Origin of the sequence: Pseudomonas sp. DD1, from assembly GCF_044510355.1 — a bacterium.
In the GTDB taxonomy this organism is placed as follows: Bacteria; Pseudomonadota; Gammaproteobacteria; order Pseudomonadales; family Pseudomonadaceae; genus Aquipseudomonas; species Aquipseudomonas shahriarae.
Genome location: NZ_MSAJ01000011.1, coordinates 615557 through 631665, shown reverse-complemented (window position 1 = coordinate 631665; position 16109 = coordinate 615557). Strand labels below are relative to the sequence as shown.

Here is a 16109-nt window from a genome sequence, read left to right as displayed (position 1 = left end):
GCCCCTACCGGGTCAGGCGGGGCTGTATCGAGTCTGCCAGCTGCGTGAGGATCAGGCAGCAGGACACCGCCCCCGCATCCAGCACCCCCAGCGAGCGTTCGCCCAAACGGCTGGCCCGGCCGATCTTGGCCACCAGGTCCTTGGTCGAGTCGCGGCCCTGGGAGGCGGCGCTTTTCATCGCATCCAGGGCGTCGCTGAAGGACGCACCCGCCGCCTGCGCCTGCTCAAACGCCTCCACCGCCGGGATCAGGGTGTCCATCAGGCACTTATCGCCGACGCCGGCTTCGGTGATGTCCTGCAGGGAGGTGAGGCCGCCGCGCAGTAGATGGGCGAAGGTCGCGGCGTCGATATTTTCGCTGCCGCGCACTTCATCGGCCATGCCGATAAACAGGCTGCCATACAGCGGGCCCATGGAGCCGCCGATGCCTTCCATCAGGCTCAGGGTCAGTTCATCCAGGGCCTCGGCCAGGGTCAGTTGCCGGCCTTCGAGGGTGCGGCCGCAATGGGCGAAGCCCTTGGCCATGTTGATGCCGTGGTCGCCATCGCCAATCGCGCCATCGACTTCGCTGAGGTATTCACGGTTGGCGACGATCACGCTGACCAGGTCGGTGACAATCGCACTGCCGTCGTGGGTAGAAAAATGCTGGCTCATGGTCTATTCCGCCTGGGTCATGCCGATGGAGCGGCAAGGTTGGTCGATCAGGGTTTTCAGTTCGGCATCCAGGCCCAGCAGGGTCAGGGTCACGCCCATCATTTCCAGGGAAGTGAAGTAGTTGCCGACGTAGCAGCGATGGATCTTCAGGCCCTTGGCCTTGAGCTGGCTTTCGACTTCGGCGTAGAAGATGTACAGCTCCATCACCGGCGTCGCGCCCAGGCCCGAGACCAGCACCACCACGCTGTCATCCTGGCTGAAATCGCGGTCGGCGAGGATCGGTGCAAGCATGCGTTCAGCCATGGCTGCTGCAGACTCGATCGGGATCACTTCGATCCCGGGTTCGCCGTGGTGGCCGATCCCCAACTCCATCTGGCCGTCCGGGATCTGGAAGTTCGGCTTGCCCACCGCGGCAATGGTGCAAGGCGTCAGGCCGATGCCGATGGAGCGGCAGTGATCGACCGTCTTCTGTGCGACGCGGATCACTCCATCCAGGTCATAGTGCTGCGCGGCGGCGGCCCCGCCGATCTTCCACATGAAGATTTCCCCGGCGACCCCGCGGCGCTTGGCGATATCGGCCTTGGGTGCCGACGCCACGTCATCGTTGGCGACCACGGTGCGGATCTGCATGTCCTTGCTGGCGGCCATTTTCATCGCCAGCTTCACGTTCATATTGTCGCCGGCATAGTTGCCGTACAGACAGGCCACGCCGGCGCCGTGATCGGCGACACGAAACGCGTCGAAGAAACTCTTGGCGGTGGGCGACGAGAAAATTTCGCCGACGGCCACCGCGTCCACCAGGCCGGGGCCGACGTAGCCGAGAAACGCCGGCTCATGGCCGGAACCGCCGCCGGTGACGATGCCCACGCGGCCTGGGCCGGAGGGCTTGGCCTTGCTGATCACGCGGGGGTTGCTGTCGCATTGGCGCAACTCGGGATGGGCGACCAGAATGCCGCGCAGCATGTCCTCGACCACTTGGTCTGGATCGTTGATGACTCGATTCATAACGCGGGTTCCTGTTCTTGTTGTCTTGGGCGCAGTCGTTCAAGTGTGGAAGCGGGCAGGCCCGCTTCCACATTTGGATATGTGTTGGGTTCAGGGCTCGAGCACGACCTTCAAGGACTTGTCCCCGCGCTCCATTACCGCAAACGCCTCCTTGAAATCCGCCAGCGCAAACTTGTGGGTCACCACGTCGCGCATGTCGATCTTGCGCTTGCCGATAAAGTCGATGGCCCGTGGGTACATGTACGGGCCCAGGTGCGAGCCGAGTACGTCCAGTTCCTTGCGGTCGCCGATGATCGACCAATCTACCGTGGCCTCGTCGTTGAACACGCTGAATTCGACGAAACGCCCCAGCTTGCGCAGCATCGCCAGGCCCTGGTTCACTGCTTTGTGGTGCCCGGTGGCTTCGATATAGATATCGCAGCCATAGCCGTCGGTGATTTCGCGGATTTTCGCCAGTACATCAACCTCGGCCGGGTTCCAGACTTCGTCGGCGCCCATGCGCAGGGCCAGTTCGGCGCGTTCGGGTTTCATGTCGAGCACGATCAGGCGTTTGGGGTTGCGCATGCGCACCGCGCCGATGATCCCCAGGCCGAGGGTGCCGGCGCCGGCCACGACCACCACATCGTCGAAATCCACATTGGCCCGTTCCGCCGCGTGCAGCGAGCAGGCCAGCGGCTCGATCAGGATCGCTTCGTCCGGCGCGATGGAGTCCGGCACCTGGTGGATGATGCCTTCCTTGGTGAAAATCATGTACTGGGCCATGGCGCCCTGTACGTTGTTCTGGAAGCCATAGAGGTCGTGCTTCTGGCACATCCAGTACTGGCCGTGGTTGCAGAAACGGCAGCCCCAGCAGGGCACGATCTGCTCGGAAATCACCCGGTCGCCGACCTTCACCCCGCGCTTTTCAGCGCCTGGGCCCAGGGCGACCACGCGGCACACAAACTCATGCCCGGGAATCATCGGCGGCTTGACGTAGCGCGGCTGCTCGGCGTCGCCCCAGAACGACGGCGCGCCGCGATAGGTCTTGATATCGCCCATGCAGATGCCGCACAGCTCGACCTTGGTCAGGATCTCGTCGGGGCCTGGCGTCGGTACATCGACGGTTTCCAGGCGATAGTCTTCCGGGCCATGGCAGACCACGGCCTGCATGGTCTTGGGGATCACTGGGTGGAGTTGTTCGGCGGTACGTTCGGTAGCGATGGACATGACAAACCTCACGACGAATAGAAGGATTACTGAATGCTGTAGCCGCCGTCGATCACCATATTGGCGCCGGTGATCATCTGGGCTGCGTCGCTGAGCAGGTACAACGCCAGCCCGGCGATTTCATCCGGCTGGGCAAAACGGCCCGCCGGGATCTGCAATTTGGCCCGTTCGCCCACTTCGCCGGCCCAGGCTTTCTTGCCCAGGGCGGTCTCGACGATGGTGGGGGAGATGGCATTTACAGTGATGTGCGGCGCCCATTCCATGGCCAGGACCTTGGTCATGCCGACAATCGCGGCCTTGCTCGCGCAATAGGCCACATGCCGATCCAGGCCGATCACCGCCGCCTGGGACGCCAGGTTGACGATGCGCCCGCTGCCCTGGGCGAGCATGTGCCGGGCGCAGGCCTGGGCCACGAAAAAGCTGGCCTTGAGGTTGATATCCAGGGTGATGTCCCAGGCGTTTTCGCTGACGTCGATGGCCTTGTCCAGCATCACCACGCCGGCGCTGTTGATCAGATAATCCAGGCGTTTGAAGTGCGCGAACACGTAGTCGATGCTGCTCTGCACCTGATCGAGCTGGCGCAGGTCGACGGCCAGGCCAAGATGTCCGGCGCCGAGGCTGGCGGCTATTTCCACCACGGCCGGATCGCGGTCGAGCAGCGCCACGCGTGCGCCACGCTCCACCAGCAGGCTGGCACATGCCAGACCAATCCCCGCAGCCCCACCGGTGATCACGGCGCAGCGGCCGCTGAGGTCGAAGGCTTGGTTCCAGAATCCAGACATTGGTTTAACTCCATTCTCAAAAACAGTGGAGATCGGATGTGGGAGCTGGCTTGCCTGCGATGCGGGCACCTCGGTCTGTCAGGGATGCCGAGGTGAGGCAATCGCAGGCAAGCCAGCTTCCACATTGACCGCGTTGCTATTTAGTGCCGCTGACCTGCTGGTACAGCGCATCCGCATTGGCATTGGTTACCGGCACCCACGGCAGGATGTAGTTCTTCGCGGTGCCGTCGGCCCATTTCAGGTCCTTGGCATAGCGCTCCCAAATCACCGACTTGGGCTTGTAGTCTTCGCCCGCCAGTTGCCGCAGGGCTACGTCCAGTGCGCCCTGGGACTGGGCCTGGGCGTCTTGCAGGAAGGTGGTGACTTCATCTCGTTTCGCTGCCTGGATCGCGTCGGGCATGCCGTCGATGGAGGTGACAGGCACCTCCTTGGAGGTCAGTCCATGGGACTTGAGGGCCTGCACGGCGCCGAGGGCCATGTCGTCGTTTTGCGCGATCACCCCGTTGATGCCCTTGGGGTGGGCGTTCAGCCAGTCTTCAGTCAGGGTCAGGGCCTGGGCGCGGTCCCAGTTGGCGGTCTTTTTCTCGATGATCTTGATCCCGGGGTGTTTGCCCAGCACTTCCAGCTCGCCTTTTTCCCGGTCGATCTGCGCCGACTGGCCAATCGGGCCCTGGATGATCACCACATTGCCCTTGCCCTGGAGTTTGTCGACCATGGCCTGGGCCTGCAGGCGACCACCCTCGACATCGTCGTTGCCCACGTACGGCACGCTGGCGTCGGCGACCTTGGTGTTGGAGGCGATCACCACCACATCGTTGGACATTGCCTGCTTCACCGTGCCGACACCGGCCTTGGTGTCGATGGGCACGAAGAGGATCGCGTCGTAGCGCTGGGTGACCATGTTTTCGATCTGGTTGTTCTGGGTCAGCGCGTCATAGTTGCCGTCGAAGACGGTCAACTGCACGGTGCCGTCCTTGACCGCCGGATGCTCCTTCAGCTCGCGCACCCAGTTCTGCATGAACTGGCCCTTGAGGCCGTACACGGCGGCGCCGATTTTGTAGGTCTTGCCATCGGCGGCCAGGGTGATGCTGCTGGCGAGCAGGGAGAGGGCCGCCACGGCGGCAAACGATGTAGCGAATTTCATAATGAGAACCCCGTTTATTGTTGTGGTCGTTCAGTTCGGTTCAGAGCAAAAGCGACTAGCGTTTTTTCTTGCGCCACACGTCAATCAACACCGCGAGTACGATGATCAGGCCCTTGGCGACCTGCTGGTAATAGGAGGACACGCCAAGCAGGTTCAGGCCGTTGTTGATCACCCCGATCAGCAGTGCGCCGAACAGCGTGCCGACGATGGTGCCGACGCCGCCGGACAGGCTGGTGCCGCCGATCACCACGGCGGCAATCGCATCCAGCTCATAGGACATGCCGGCCTGGGGCAGGGCGGAGGTGGTGCGTGCGGACAGCACCACGCCCGCCAGGCCGGCGAGCAAGCCCGAGACCACGTACACCGAGAACGTCACCTTGCGCACGCCGATCCCCGAGGTGCGTGCGCTTTTTTCGTTGCCGCCCACCGCGTACACATAGCGCCCGTAGGTGGTGTAGCGCAGCACCATCCAGAAGATCAGCGCGACCACCGCAAAGATAATGACCGGTATGCCAATCGGCCCGAGCTTGCCGATGCCCAGGGCCAGGTAGGCGTCCGGCAGGTCGGTGACCGGGCTGCCATCGTTGAGGATAAAGGTCATGCCCCGGGCCACACTCAGCATGCCCAGCGTGGCAACAAAAGGCGGGATCGACAGATTGGCCACCATGAAGCCGTTGACCATCCCCAGCATCGCTCCGGCGAACATCCCGGCACTGACGGCGGCGAGCAGTCCGTAGCCCTGGGTCGCGACCAGGGCGCTGCACAGCCCGGCGAAGGCGAGGATCGAACCTACCGACAGGTCGATGCCCTTGGTCAGGATCACGTAGGTCATGCCCACTGCCAGGATGCCGTTGATCGAGGTCTGGCGCAGGATGTCCATCCAGTTGCGCCAGGTCATGAAGTATTCGCTGGAAAACGCCATGACCACGCACAGCAGGATAAACACCAGTGGCAGGCCAAAGCGGTCGAGGGAAAGGCGCAGACGGCTGCGCGCGGGGGTGGTCAGTGGCGTGGCAAGGGTTTTGGCATTCATGAGGCAAGACTCAACAAGGCTTCCTGGGAAAGGGCGGTGTCGCTGCTGATAGTCACCAGCCGGCCGCCCTTGAAGACCGCGATACGGTCACTCAGGTGCAGCAGTTCCGGGGCTTCGGACGACACCACGATGGCCGCGCCACCGGCGCGCACGAACTGGTCGAGCAAGTGATAGATCTCCTGCTTGGCACCTTCGTCGATGCCCCGGGTCGGTTCATCGCACAGCAGGCACACCGGTTGGGTCGACAGGCATTTGGCGAGCACTACCTTTTGCTGGTTGCCGCCGCTCATGGACGCCACTGGCAGATCGAGGGAGGTGGTCTTGATCTGCAGGCGCTTGACCATGTCCTCGGCCAGTTGGGTTTCCTTGCGCGCATTGATCAACGACCAACTCGACAGTTGCTTGTACGCCGACAGCGCGATGTTCGAGAGGATGCTGGAGCTGAGTACCAGGCCGCTTTCCTTACGGTCTTCGGTGACCAGGGACATGCCGGCGCGGATGGTCGCCTTGGGCAGGCCGATGGGCATCGGCTTGCCTTGCAGGGTGACGCTGCCAGCGTCCGGGGTGGTCAGGCCATAGATGCAGTTGAGGAACTCGCTGCGCCCCGAGCCCATCAGCCCGTAGATGCCGAGGATTTCGCCCTGGCGCACTTGCAGGCTGATGTCCTGGAACTCGCCGCTGCGGCTCAGGCCCTGGACGTCCAGGCAGCAGTCGGCGGCGCTTTCGCGGCCGACCTTGTGGTCGATGCGCGTCAATTCCTGGCCGACGATGCCGCGCACCAGGTGGGCGCGGTCGATATCGGCCATGCGCCCGCTTTCGACGAAGGCGCCATCGCGGAAGATGCTGTAGTCGTCGGCTATCTGCGCAAGCTCGCTGAGGCGATGGGACACATACACGATCCCGGCGCCACGGGCGGTGAGGCGGCGGATGGCCTTGAACAGGGTTTCGGCTTCGCGCTCGCCGATGGCGGACGTGGGCTCGTCCATGATCATCACCTGGCAGTCATGGCTGAACGCCTTGGCGATCTCCACCAGTTGGATCTGCGCCACGCTCAGGCGATGCATGGGGGCGCTGGCGTCGACCTCGAACTCCAGGCTTTCCAGCAGTTCGCGGGTACGCCGGTGCAGTTCCTTGCTGTCGACGATGCAGCCGGCGCGCCGTGGTTCGCGGCCCAGCCAGATGTTTTCGGCGACGCTCATGTAGGGGATCGGTTCCAGCTCCTGGGTGATCATCGCGACCCCCGCCGCCAGCGCTTCGCTGGGACGATTGAAATGTACGGGAGCGCCATTGAGCAGGATGTTGCCGGCATCACGCTGGGTGATGCCCATCAAGATACTGAGGAAGGTGGATTTGCCCGCGCCATTGCCGCCGCACAGGGCGTGCACGCTACCGGCCCGCAGCGAGAGGCGACCGTCACGCAGGGCAGGGATGCCGGCGTAGGCCTTGGCGACGTGTTCAGCCTGGAGCAGTAATGGCGTGGCCATCGGCGTGTCCTCGTGCTGTGAATTCTTATTAGGTACACAGTCGTGTTGCTGCGTGATCATATGTGTACCAAATGAAATTCTGATCAGTCAATCTCTTTCACTGGAAACTTGTAATCGCCGGCAATTTCTTAATGTTTGGCGTTTTAGAGGGGTTTGACTGGAGGGTCAGTTAAAACGTGCTTGACAGTTGCGAGGGAATATCCGAGAAATGCTTGATCGAAATTTCACTGAGTGATCATATGATCAGTCTTAAGTTTCACCACGGCAGCGGAGCCTAATGCCATGAACACACCTTTCCCGGTGGCTATCGGATGTGACGAAGCGGGTTTTGAGCTCAAGGAGCTGTTGAAGCGCCATATCGAGGCGCTGGGGTATCCGGTGACCGACTTTGGCACCCATTCCACGGCGCCGGTGCTGTACCCGGATATTGCGCTGGCGGTGGCCACGGCCATCAACGGCGGGCAGCAGCGCCTGGGAGTGCTGGTGTGTGGCACGGGCATCGGCATGGCCATCTCGGCCAATAAAGTCTTGGGTATTCGCGCGGCTCAGGCCCATGACACCTATTCGGCGGAGCGGGCGCGCAAGAGCAACGATGCGCAGATCCTGTCCATCGGTGCGCGGGTGGTGGGGGCGGAGCTGGCCAAGAGCATCGTCACCGCGTTTCTGGCCTCGGAGTTCGAGGCAGCGCGTTCCGGAGCCAAGGTCGAGCGCATCAACGCCATTGAGCGTGATGGGCATCAGTAGTGGACGTAGCGGGGCAAGAGTCGGGAGAATGCGCCTTTGACGCCGAAACGGAAGCCCGTCCCCATGAGTGACAGTACCCTGCGCACCGCCAGCGATATCGATCTGATGACCGAAGTGGCGATGCTCTATTACCTTGAGAACGTCACTCAGGAAGCCATCGCCAAGCGCTTTGACCTGTCCCGGGCCAAAGTCAGCCGGCTGCTCAAGCGTGCGCGCGATGAAGGGATAGTCGAGGTGCGGGTACTGCAGCATCCGGCGATGAACAACGAATTGGAACAGGCGTTGGTGGAGCGCTTCCAGCTGGACCGCGCGTTGATCGCGGTCGATCACAGTGACGCCGACACCCAGCGCTCCGCCGTGGCCAGCCTGGTGGCCAACTACCTGAACAAGACCCTGGGCGACGGCATGATTGTCGCTGTGGGCATGGGGCGCAATGTGGGGGCGGTGGCCGATAACGTGTTTTTGCCGGTGACGCGCAACTGCACATTTGTCTGCGCCATTGGCGGTTCGCTCAAGGCGGGCGAATACATGAACCCCGACCATATCTGCCGACGCCTGGCCCTGCGTTTTGGCGGCGAGAGCGAAAGCCTGTACGCCCCGGCGCTGGTGGCCAACCCGGAACTGCGCAGCGTGTTGATCAGCAACGACACCGTACGCTCCACCCTCGACCGCGCACGGCGCGCCGATATGGCGCTGATCGGCATCGGCGACATGAGCGAGAACAGCAATATGGTGCGCATGGGCTGGTTCTCACCCCAGGAAATCGCCCAGGCGCGCTTGTCCGGCACGGTGGGCGACATGATGGGGTACGACTTTATCGACATTCATGGCCAGCCGGCGGTCAACGCCATCCAGGGGCGAGTGATCGGCTTGACGGTGCAGGAGTTGTTCCGCATTCCCGATGTGGTGGCGATTGCCAGTGAAAACACCAAGGCGGCGGCGACCCTGGGGGCGTTGCGCTCGGGGGTGATCAATACGCTGGCGACCACGGTAACCAATGCCCACACCATCCTGGCGCTGGACGACGCTACCCGCAAAACCTGACCTGTCGCCTCTCAAAATATGGGCACTGGCGTGTGTGGGGGGGGGCTTGTGTGGGAGCTGGCTTGCCTGCGATGCAGGCACCTCGGTGTATCAGTTAGATCGAGGCGATGCTATCGCAGGCAAGCCAGCTCCCACATAAGCCACCACGCAAGACCACGGCACAGGCTTTCGAGGGGTGGCTTTTACAGATCTTGTAATGGTTTTAAATTGTAGGGAATTTGTATTTTCCATGTAGGATTAACGTCCTTTTCTCACTGCAGGATTTGCATGAACACCCTCTCGGAGCCCCCCAGTCGTCTTTCTCCAAGACCGCTACTGCCGACGTTCCCGCTGAAACATCCTCTATTTAGGCTGCTAACCTTTTCCCGGTCATCGGACCGCGTCTTGTTGTGCCCGGCATTCTGAAAATCAATAAAGAGACAGAGACTTCTATATGGAATGGTTAGCGGATCCAACGGCCTGGCTCGGCCTGTTGACCTTGATTGTGTTGGAACTGGTACTGGGTATCGACAACCTGGTGTTTATCGCGATCCTGGCGGACAAGCTGCCACCGGAGCAGCGTGACCGTGCGCGGTTGATCGGCCTGTCCCTGGCGCTGATCATGCGCCTGGGCCTGTTGGCGAGTATTTCCTGGTTGGTGACCTTGACCCAGCCGTTGTTCGAGGTGTTCGACAAGAGCTTCTCCGGACGTGACCTGATCATGCTGTTTGGTGGTGTGTTCCTGTTGTTCAAGGCCACCATGGAGTTGCATGAGCGGCTCGAAGGGCATGTCACCGAGCGCACCGGCAATGCCGCCTACGCGATGTTCTGGCCGATTGTGGCGCAGATCGTGGTGCTGGACGCTGTGTTCTCCCTCGACGCGGTGATTACTGCGGTCGGCATGGTTGACGAGCTGGCGGTGATGATGATCGCGGTAATCGTGTCCATCGGTGTAATGATCGTGGCCAGCAAGCCGCTGACTCGCTTCGTCAATGCGCACCCGACGGTGATCATGCTGTGTCTGGGCTTCTTGATGATGATCGGTTTCGCCCTGACCGCCGAAGGTCTGGGCTTCCACATCCCGAAAGGCTACCTGTACGCGGCCATCGGCTTCTCGATCCTGATCGAGGTGTTCAACCAGATCGCCCGGGCGCGCCGCAAGAAGTCGGCGCAAGGCCTGCGGCCGATCCGTGAGCGCACTGCCCATGCGGTGATGCGTCTGCTGGGCGGTCGCAGCCTGGCGGTGGAAGAAGTGGGTGAGGACGTTACGGACCTGCTGGGCGACTCGCAGGACCATCAAGGCCCGCTGTTCGACCGTCGCGAACGGATCATGATCAGTGGTGTGCTGCAACTGGCCGAGCGGCCGATCCGCACCTTGATGACCCCGCGGGCGAATGTCGACTGCATCGACTTGGCCGACGACCCTGAGACGATTCGCCTGAAACTGATGCACTCGTCCTACTCGCGCTTGCCGTTGATCCGTAACGGCGCGGTGGATGAGCCCCTGGGCTTCGTGCATAAGAAGGAGTTGCTCAAGGAGTACCTGGCCGGCAATGAGCCGAACCTGGAACACCTGGCGCGGCGGGCGATCAACCTGCTGGACAGCTTCTCGATCCTCAACGCCCTGGAGCAGATGCGCCAGGAGTCGACGCACATCGCCTTTGTGATCAACGAGTTTGGCGATTTCATGGGGGTGTTGAGCATGACCGACATCCTTGAGTCCATCGCCGGTGAGTTGCCTGATGCCAGTGAAGTCGAAGGCCCGGACATCGTCGAAGAGCAGGGCGGTTATCGCGCCAATGGTGCGTTGAACCTGAACCTGATTCGCCAGCGCACCGGGTTCAAGGCCGTGGCCACCGAGGATTACCAGACCCTCGCCGGCCTGGTCATGAGCCTGTTGGATCGCCTGCCAGTGGTCGGTGACAGCCTGGAATACGAAGGCTGGCGCCTGACCGTGGCGGCGGTGGAGGAGCGGCGGGTGACGCAGGTACTGCTGGCCCCTGTCGCGCTGGGTTAACGGGGCTTTGCTCGTTTGGTCGGCACACCCCGGGTGTGCCGCTCGAAGGTTCTTTTCAGGGTCTGCTCCTGGGTCTCCCAGGGGCCGAACCCCTTGAGCTTCTCTACCAGCCTGCCGTTTTTCAAGATCAGCAGCGTCGGCGTGCCGGTCACCTCGGGATGCCGTGGGGTCTGGCTGGTGTCCAGTACATAAAGCGCCGCCTGGCGTCGATAGCGACCGGCCACTTTGCTGAACAGTGGCTTGGCCGCGCCGCACGCCGGGCACTGGGGCGATACAAACAGCATAAACACCGTGCGGGGCGTCTGCAGCGCACGTCTATACGCCTGCGCGTCGTCGATCACCGTGTTGATCAGTCCCATGACAGTCTCCTTGTAGGCACTTGGCCAAACCCTAAGTCGGGTGGGCTGGACGGTCTACTGTGAGAATTCACAGGTAACGCACCCAAATGGGATGGACCGCAACGGATTGTGGCGCACGGTAGCAGTGTGTCTGCCGGCGCTGGCGGCGCGGTGATTCGTCGGTGCCTTCTTATCTCTCTGATTTAAAAACACTTGCGCGCTTCAATAGGCTTCTCCTGCTGGCTGTGGCACACTTTCTGCTGTCTATTCCGTTGTTACATACCTAGTTCCGGTATAGCGGAATACACAACTTCTGGAGTGCTTGCCATGCATCGCCGACCTTCCGTGTTTAAAGCCTGTGTTTTTCTCTTCGCCGCATCGGCTTGCCTCGCCAGCCAAGTGCAGGCGGACAGCAAGCTCGATGAGGTGCTCAAACGTGGGCATCTGCTCGTCGGTACAGGCAGTACCAATGCGCCGTGGCACTTCCAGGGAGCGGATGGCAAGTTGCAGGGGTTTGATATTGATATCGGGCGCATCGTCGCCAAAGGCCTGTTCAACGACCCGAGCAAGGTCGAGTTTGTGGTGCAGTCGTCCGATGCACGGATTCCCAACCTGTTGACCAACAAAGTCGACATGAGCTGCCAGTTCATCACCGTCACCGCCAGCCGTGCGCAGCAGGTGGCGTTCACCCTGCCGTACTACCGCGAAGGTGTGGGCCTGCTGTTGCCGGCCAACAGCAAATACCAGCAAATCGAAGACCTGCAGGCAGCGGGGGATGACGTCACTGTGGCGGTGCTGCAAAACGTCTACGCCGAAGAGCTGGTGCACCAGGCGCTGCCCAAGGCCAAGGTGGATCAATACGACAGCGTCGACCTGATGTACCAGGCGGTGAACTCCGGGCGTGCCGACGCGGCGGCCACCGACCAGTCCTCGGTCAAGTACCTGATGGTGCAGAACCCCGGCCGCTACCGCAGCCCGAGCTACGCCTGGAGCCCGCAAACCTATGCGTGCGCGGTCAAGCGTGGCGATCAGGACTGGCTGAACTTCGTCAACACCGCCCTGCATGAGGCGATGACCGGCGTCGAGTTTCCGACCTATGCAGCCTCGTTCAAGCAGTGGTTTGGCGTTGATCTGCCGACCCCGGCGATTGGTTTTCCGGTGGAATTCAAATGATTGTTGAGCGCGGGGCGTCGCTGCGGGCGCCCCAATCAAGGTAGTGCCGACCATGAACTATCAGCTGAATTTTGCCGCAGTCTGGCGCGATTTCGACACCTTGCTGGCGGGCCTCGGCCTGGGCCTGCAACTGGCCTTGCTGTCGATTGCCATCGGCTGCGTGATCGGCCTTTTGATGGCTTTTGCCATGCTGTCCAGGCACCGTGCGCTGCGGATTCTGGCCTCGGTGTATGTGACGGTGGTGCGCAACACGCCGATCCTGGTGCTGATCCTGTTGATCTACTTTGCCTTGCCCAGCCTGGGCATCCGCCTGGACAAGATCCCCTCGTTCATCATCACCCTGTCGTTGTACGCCGGGGCCTACTTGACCGAAGTGTTCCGTGCCGGCCTGTTGAATATTCCCAAGGGCCTGCGCGAAGCCGGCCTGGCGATTGGCCTGGGGGAGTGGCAGATCCGCGCCTACATCACGGTGCCGGTGATGCTGCGCAACGTGCTGCCGGCGCTGTCGAACAACTTTATCTCACTGTTCAAGGACACCTCTCTGGCGGCGGCGATTGCCGTGCCGGAGCTGACCTATTACGCCCGCAAGATCAACGTCGAAAGCTACCGGGTGATTGAAACCTGGCTGGTGACGACCGCGCTCTACGTGGCGGCCTGCTACCTCATCGCCATGCTGCTGCGTTACCTGGAGCAGCGCCTGGCGATTCGTCGATAAGAGGGGTTTTCCATGTATTGGCTGCATGAGTTGTGGATCGCCCGGGCAACCCTGTGGGCAGGGTTCCAGACCAGCGTGTATTGCTCGGTGCTGGCGATTATCTTCGGCACCCTGATCGGCATCGTCGCCGGGTTGGTGCTGACCTACGGCAAGTTCTGGATGCGCGCGCCGTTTCGTCTGTACGTTGACCTGATCCGTGGCACCCCGGTGTTTGTGCTGGTACTGGCCTGCTTTTACATGGCCCCGGCGCTGGGCTGGCAGATCAGTGCGTTCCAGGCCGGTGCCCTGGGCCTCACGCTGTTTTGCGGCTCCCATGTCGCCGAGATTGTGCGCGGTGCGTTGCAAGCCATTCCCCGTGGGCAACTGGAAGCGGGCAAGGCCATCGGCCTGACCTTCTATCAGTCCCTGGGCTATGTGTTGCTGCCCCAGGCACTGCGGCAGATTTTGCCGACCTGGGTCAATTCCTCCACCGAGATCGTCAAGGCCTCGACCCTGCTCTCGGTGATTGGTGTTGCCGAGTTGCTGTTGAGCACCCAGCAAGTGATCGCCCGGACCTTTATGACCCTGGAGTTCTACCTGTTTGCCGGCTTTCTGTTCTTTGTCATCAACTACGCCATCGAGTTATTCGGGCGCTACATTGAAAAGCGGGTGGCCTTGCCATGAATCAACCATTGCTCAACATCAGCGGCCTGCGCAAGCAATACGGTGCGGTGGAAGTCCTCAAGGGCGTTGACCTGTCGCTGCAGCGCGGCAACGTGGTGACCTTGATCGGCTCCAGCGGCTCGGGCAAGACCACGCTACTGCGCTGCGTCAACCTGCTGGAAGAGTTCCAGGGCGGGCAGATCACCCTCGACGGCGAGTCCATTGGCTATGCCGATGTTGCCGGCAAGCGCGTGCGTCACCCGGAAAAACTCATTGCCCAACACCGCGCCATGACTGGCATGGCGTTCCAGCAATTCAACCTGTTCCCCCATCTGACGGCGTTGCAGAACATCACCCTGGGCCTGCTCAAGGTCAAGCATATGGGCAAGGACGAGGCGGTGGCCCTCGCGGAAAAATGGCTGGAGCGCGTCGGCCTGCTGGAACGGCGCAACCACTTCCCCGGTCAGTTGTCCGGCGGCCAGCAACAGCGCGTGGCGATTGCCCGGGCGATTGCAATGAACCCCAGCCTGATGCTGTTCGACGAAGTGACCTCTGCGCTGGACCCGGAGTTGGTCGGCGAGGTGCTCAGTGTGATCAAGGGCCTGGCGCAAGAGGGCATGACCATGTTGCTGGTGACCCACGAAATGCGCTTTGCCTACGAGGTTTCGGACAACATCGTGTTTATGAACCAGGGGCGGATTGAAGAGCAGGGCCCGCCCAAAGCGGTCTTTGAGCGCCCGCAATCGCCACGCCTGGCGGAATTTCTGAAAAATATTCGTTTTTAATCAAGGAGCAACTTTATGAGCATTACTCGTTACGGCGCCGGCAGCACTGCCGGCGGTGGCCAACCCCGCCCATTTGCCCGTGCAGTGGAGGCTGATGGCTGGTTGTACGTGTCGGGCCAGGTGCCGGCGGTGGAGGGCGAGATTATTCACGGCGGGATTGTCGAGCAGACCCACCAGACCATGAAGAACGTGGTGGCGATCCTTGAAGAGGCCGGCTACGGGCTTGAAGACGTGGTCCGGGTCGGCGTATGGCTGGAAGACCCGCGGGACTTCTGGAGTTTCAACAAAGTCTTCGGCGAATACTTCACCCCCGAACACGCCCCGGCGCGGGCCTGTGTGCAGGCGAATATGATGGTCGATTGCAAGGTTGAGATTGATTGCGTGGCCTACAAGAAAAAAGGCTAAATGCCCGATCTCAAGACCACTAAAAATTCAATGTGAGAGTGAATTCGGGTGGGAGCGGGCTTGCTCGCGAAAGCGGTGTATCAGTGCCAGATTTGTTGGCTGACACGCCGCTTTCGCGAGCAAGCCCGCTCCCACACAAAGCGACTCTTACATGGACCTCTTACGCTGATGAAGACCGCCATGACCGAAGACACCATCAAGCGCCGCGCAAAAGGCCTGGACCGAGCGTTCGATATCCTCGATTTTCTCAAGGAAGTCGGCCAGCCCCTGCGCCCCAATGATATTGCCAGTGGCATTGGCAGCCCCAAGTCCACGGTCTATGAACTGGTCGCCTCCCTGCTGGAGCGGCGGATTCTCGAAACCGTGGGCAAGGACGGTCACGTGTACCTGGGCCGTCAGCTGTACTTCCTCGGCCAGGCCCACTTGCGCCATTTCGACCTGACCCGCGAGGCCGATCACGCCTTGCAGGAGATCGTTAGCCAAACCCACGAGACGGCGCAGATGTGCCTGCTCAACGGGCGCAAGTACACGGTGGCGCTGATGCGCGAGGGCGAGCGGCACTTCCGGATTTCTTCGGATATCGGTGAAAACGCGCCCATCCCCTGGACTGCGTCCGGGCGCCTGTTGCTGGGGCATTTGAGCGACCAGCAGATCATCGACCTGATCGACCACGACGACTTTATCCTGCCGGACGGCCAGCGCTTACCCCTGGACACCTTCCTCGGGCAGATCCGCCAGGCCAGCGTCGATGGCTTTTTTTCCTTCGACAGTGTTGCCGACACCTTTACCCACTGCTTTGCCGCCCCGGTGCGTGACGCCCAGGGCGTCGCCATTGCGACCCTGTGCATCGTCGCCCCACGGGCCGACGCCAAGAACAATTACGACGACTACCGCCGGGTGCTGATCGAAAGCGCCAATAACCTGGCCCGTCGCATCAATGAATAGCGAAACGGAGTAACCC

17 protein-coding genes are annotated in these 16109 nt (G+C 61.5%); 9 read left to right on the top strand and 8 right to left on the bottom strand.

Annotated features, from left to right (window positions below):
• Positions 1–4 precede the first annotated feature (4 nt).
• The 7 genes from dhaL to PSFL_RS10645 all read right to left on the bottom strand — a co-directional run bounded on the left by dhaL (position 5) and on the right by PSFL_RS10645 (position 7306).
• A complete protein-coding gene (dhaL, locus tag PSFL_RS10675) occupies positions 5–652 on the bottom strand; it encodes a dihydroxyacetone kinase subunit DhaL (RefSeq protein ID WP_115128449.1) in 648 nt (215 codons plus the stop codon).
• A 3-nt stretch (positions 653–655) separates the two neighbouring features.
• Complete coding sequence (locus tag PSFL_RS10670) at positions 656–1657, bottom strand: dihydroxyacetone kinase subunit DhaK (protein WP_397469989.1); 1002 nt, start codon at positions 1655–1657, stop codon at positions 656–658.
• A gap of 90 nt (positions 1658–1747) precedes the next feature.
• Positions 1748–2863 carry a zinc-binding dehydrogenase gene (locus tag PSFL_RS10665; RefSeq protein WP_115128447.1) on the bottom strand — a complete coding sequence of 372 codons (1116 nt, stop codon included), beginning with the start codon at positions 2861–2863 and terminating at the stop codon, positions 1748–1750.
• 26 nt (positions 2864–2889) lie between these two features.
• Entirely contained in the window at positions 2890–3645 is a 756-nt protein-coding gene (locus tag PSFL_RS10660; RefSeq protein ID WP_170044254.1) for an SDR family oxidoreductase, read from the bottom strand.
• Between the two features lie 136 nt (positions 3646–3781).
• The gene (locus PSFL_RS10655; RefSeq protein WP_115128445.1) at positions 3782–4789 is read right to left on the bottom strand and encodes a substrate-binding domain-containing protein; all 1008 of its coding nucleotides are present in this window, start codon (positions 4787–4789) and stop codon (positions 3782–3784) included.
• A 55-nt stretch (positions 4790–4844) separates the two neighbouring features.
• Positions 4845–5822: an ABC transporter permease gene (locus PSFL_RS10650; RefSeq protein ID WP_115128444.1), complete on the bottom strand. Its 978-nt coding sequence runs from the start codon at positions 5820–5822 to the stop codon at positions 4845–4847.
• The gene (locus tag PSFL_RS10645; RefSeq protein ID WP_057444030.1) at positions 5819–7306 is read right to left on the bottom strand and encodes a sugar ABC transporter ATP-binding protein; all 1488 of its coding nucleotides are present in this window, start codon (positions 7304–7306) and stop codon (positions 5819–5821) included. The genes PSFL_RS10650 and PSFL_RS10645 overlap by 4 nt, the downstream gene beginning before the upstream one ends.
• Before the next feature lie 282 nt (positions 7307–7588).
• Between PSFL_RS10645 and rpiB the strand changes: the two genes are divergently transcribed.
• From rpiB to PSFL_RS10630, 3 genes are all read left to right on the top strand, one after another.
• Positions 7589–8050, top strand: coding sequence for a ribose 5-phosphate isomerase B (gene rpiB / locus PSFL_RS10640; RefSeq protein ID WP_057440839.1), 462 nt, complete (start codon positions 7589–7591; stop codon positions 8048–8050).
• A 63-nt stretch (positions 8051–8113) separates the two neighbouring features.
• Positions 8114–9094: a sugar-binding transcriptional regulator gene (locus PSFL_RS10635; RefSeq protein WP_029293725.1), complete on the top strand. Its 981-nt coding sequence runs from the start codon at positions 8114–8116 to the stop codon at positions 9092–9094.
• 433 nt (positions 9095–9527) lie between these two features.
• Entirely contained in the window at positions 9528–11090 is a 1563-nt protein-coding gene (locus tag PSFL_RS10630) for a transporter associated domain-containing protein (protein ID WP_397469988.1), read from the top strand.
• Here PSFL_RS10630 and PSFL_RS10625 read toward each other — a convergent pair.
• Entirely contained in the window at positions 11087–11449 is a 363-nt protein-coding gene (locus tag PSFL_RS10625) for a co-chaperone YbbN (RefSeq protein ID WP_115128442.1), read from the bottom strand. The genes PSFL_RS10630 and PSFL_RS10625 overlap by 4 nt on opposite strands.
• Before the next feature lie 306 nt (positions 11450–11755).
• Between PSFL_RS10625 and PSFL_RS10620 the strand changes: the two genes are divergently transcribed.
• From PSFL_RS10620 to PSFL_RS10595, 6 genes are all read left to right on the top strand, one after another.
• A complete protein-coding gene (locus tag PSFL_RS10620) occupies positions 11756–12601 on the top strand; it encodes a transporter substrate-binding domain-containing protein (RefSeq protein WP_057440842.1) in 846 nt (281 codons plus the stop codon).
• A 52-nt stretch (positions 12602–12653) separates the two neighbouring features.
• Entirely contained in the window at positions 12654–13316 is a 663-nt protein-coding gene (locus tag PSFL_RS10615) for an amino acid ABC transporter permease (RefSeq protein WP_057440843.1), read from the top strand.
• A gap of 12 nt (positions 13317–13328) precedes the next feature.
• Positions 13329–13979 (top strand): amino acid ABC transporter permease, encoded by a 651-nt coding sequence (locus PSFL_RS10610; RefSeq protein ID WP_057440845.1) that lies wholly within the window; start codon positions 13329–13331, stop codon positions 13977–13979.
• The gene (locus PSFL_RS10605) at positions 13976–14743 is read left to right on the top strand and encodes an amino acid ABC transporter ATP-binding protein (protein ID WP_057440847.1); all 768 of its coding nucleotides are present in this window, start codon (positions 13976–13978) and stop codon (positions 14741–14743) included. Before PSFL_RS10610 ends, PSFL_RS10605 begins: the two co-directional genes overlap by 4 nt.
• Before the next feature lie 15 nt (positions 14744–14758).
• A complete protein-coding gene (locus tag PSFL_RS10600) occupies positions 14759–15148 on the top strand; it encodes a RidA family protein (RefSeq protein ID WP_115128440.1) in 390 nt (129 codons plus the stop codon).
• Positions 15149–15328: 180 nt separating this feature from the next.
• A complete protein-coding gene (locus PSFL_RS10595) occupies positions 15329–16093 on the top strand; it encodes an IclR family transcriptional regulator (protein WP_057440989.1) in 765 nt (254 codons plus the stop codon).
• The last annotated feature ends 16 nt before the right edge of the window (positions 16094–16109 follow it).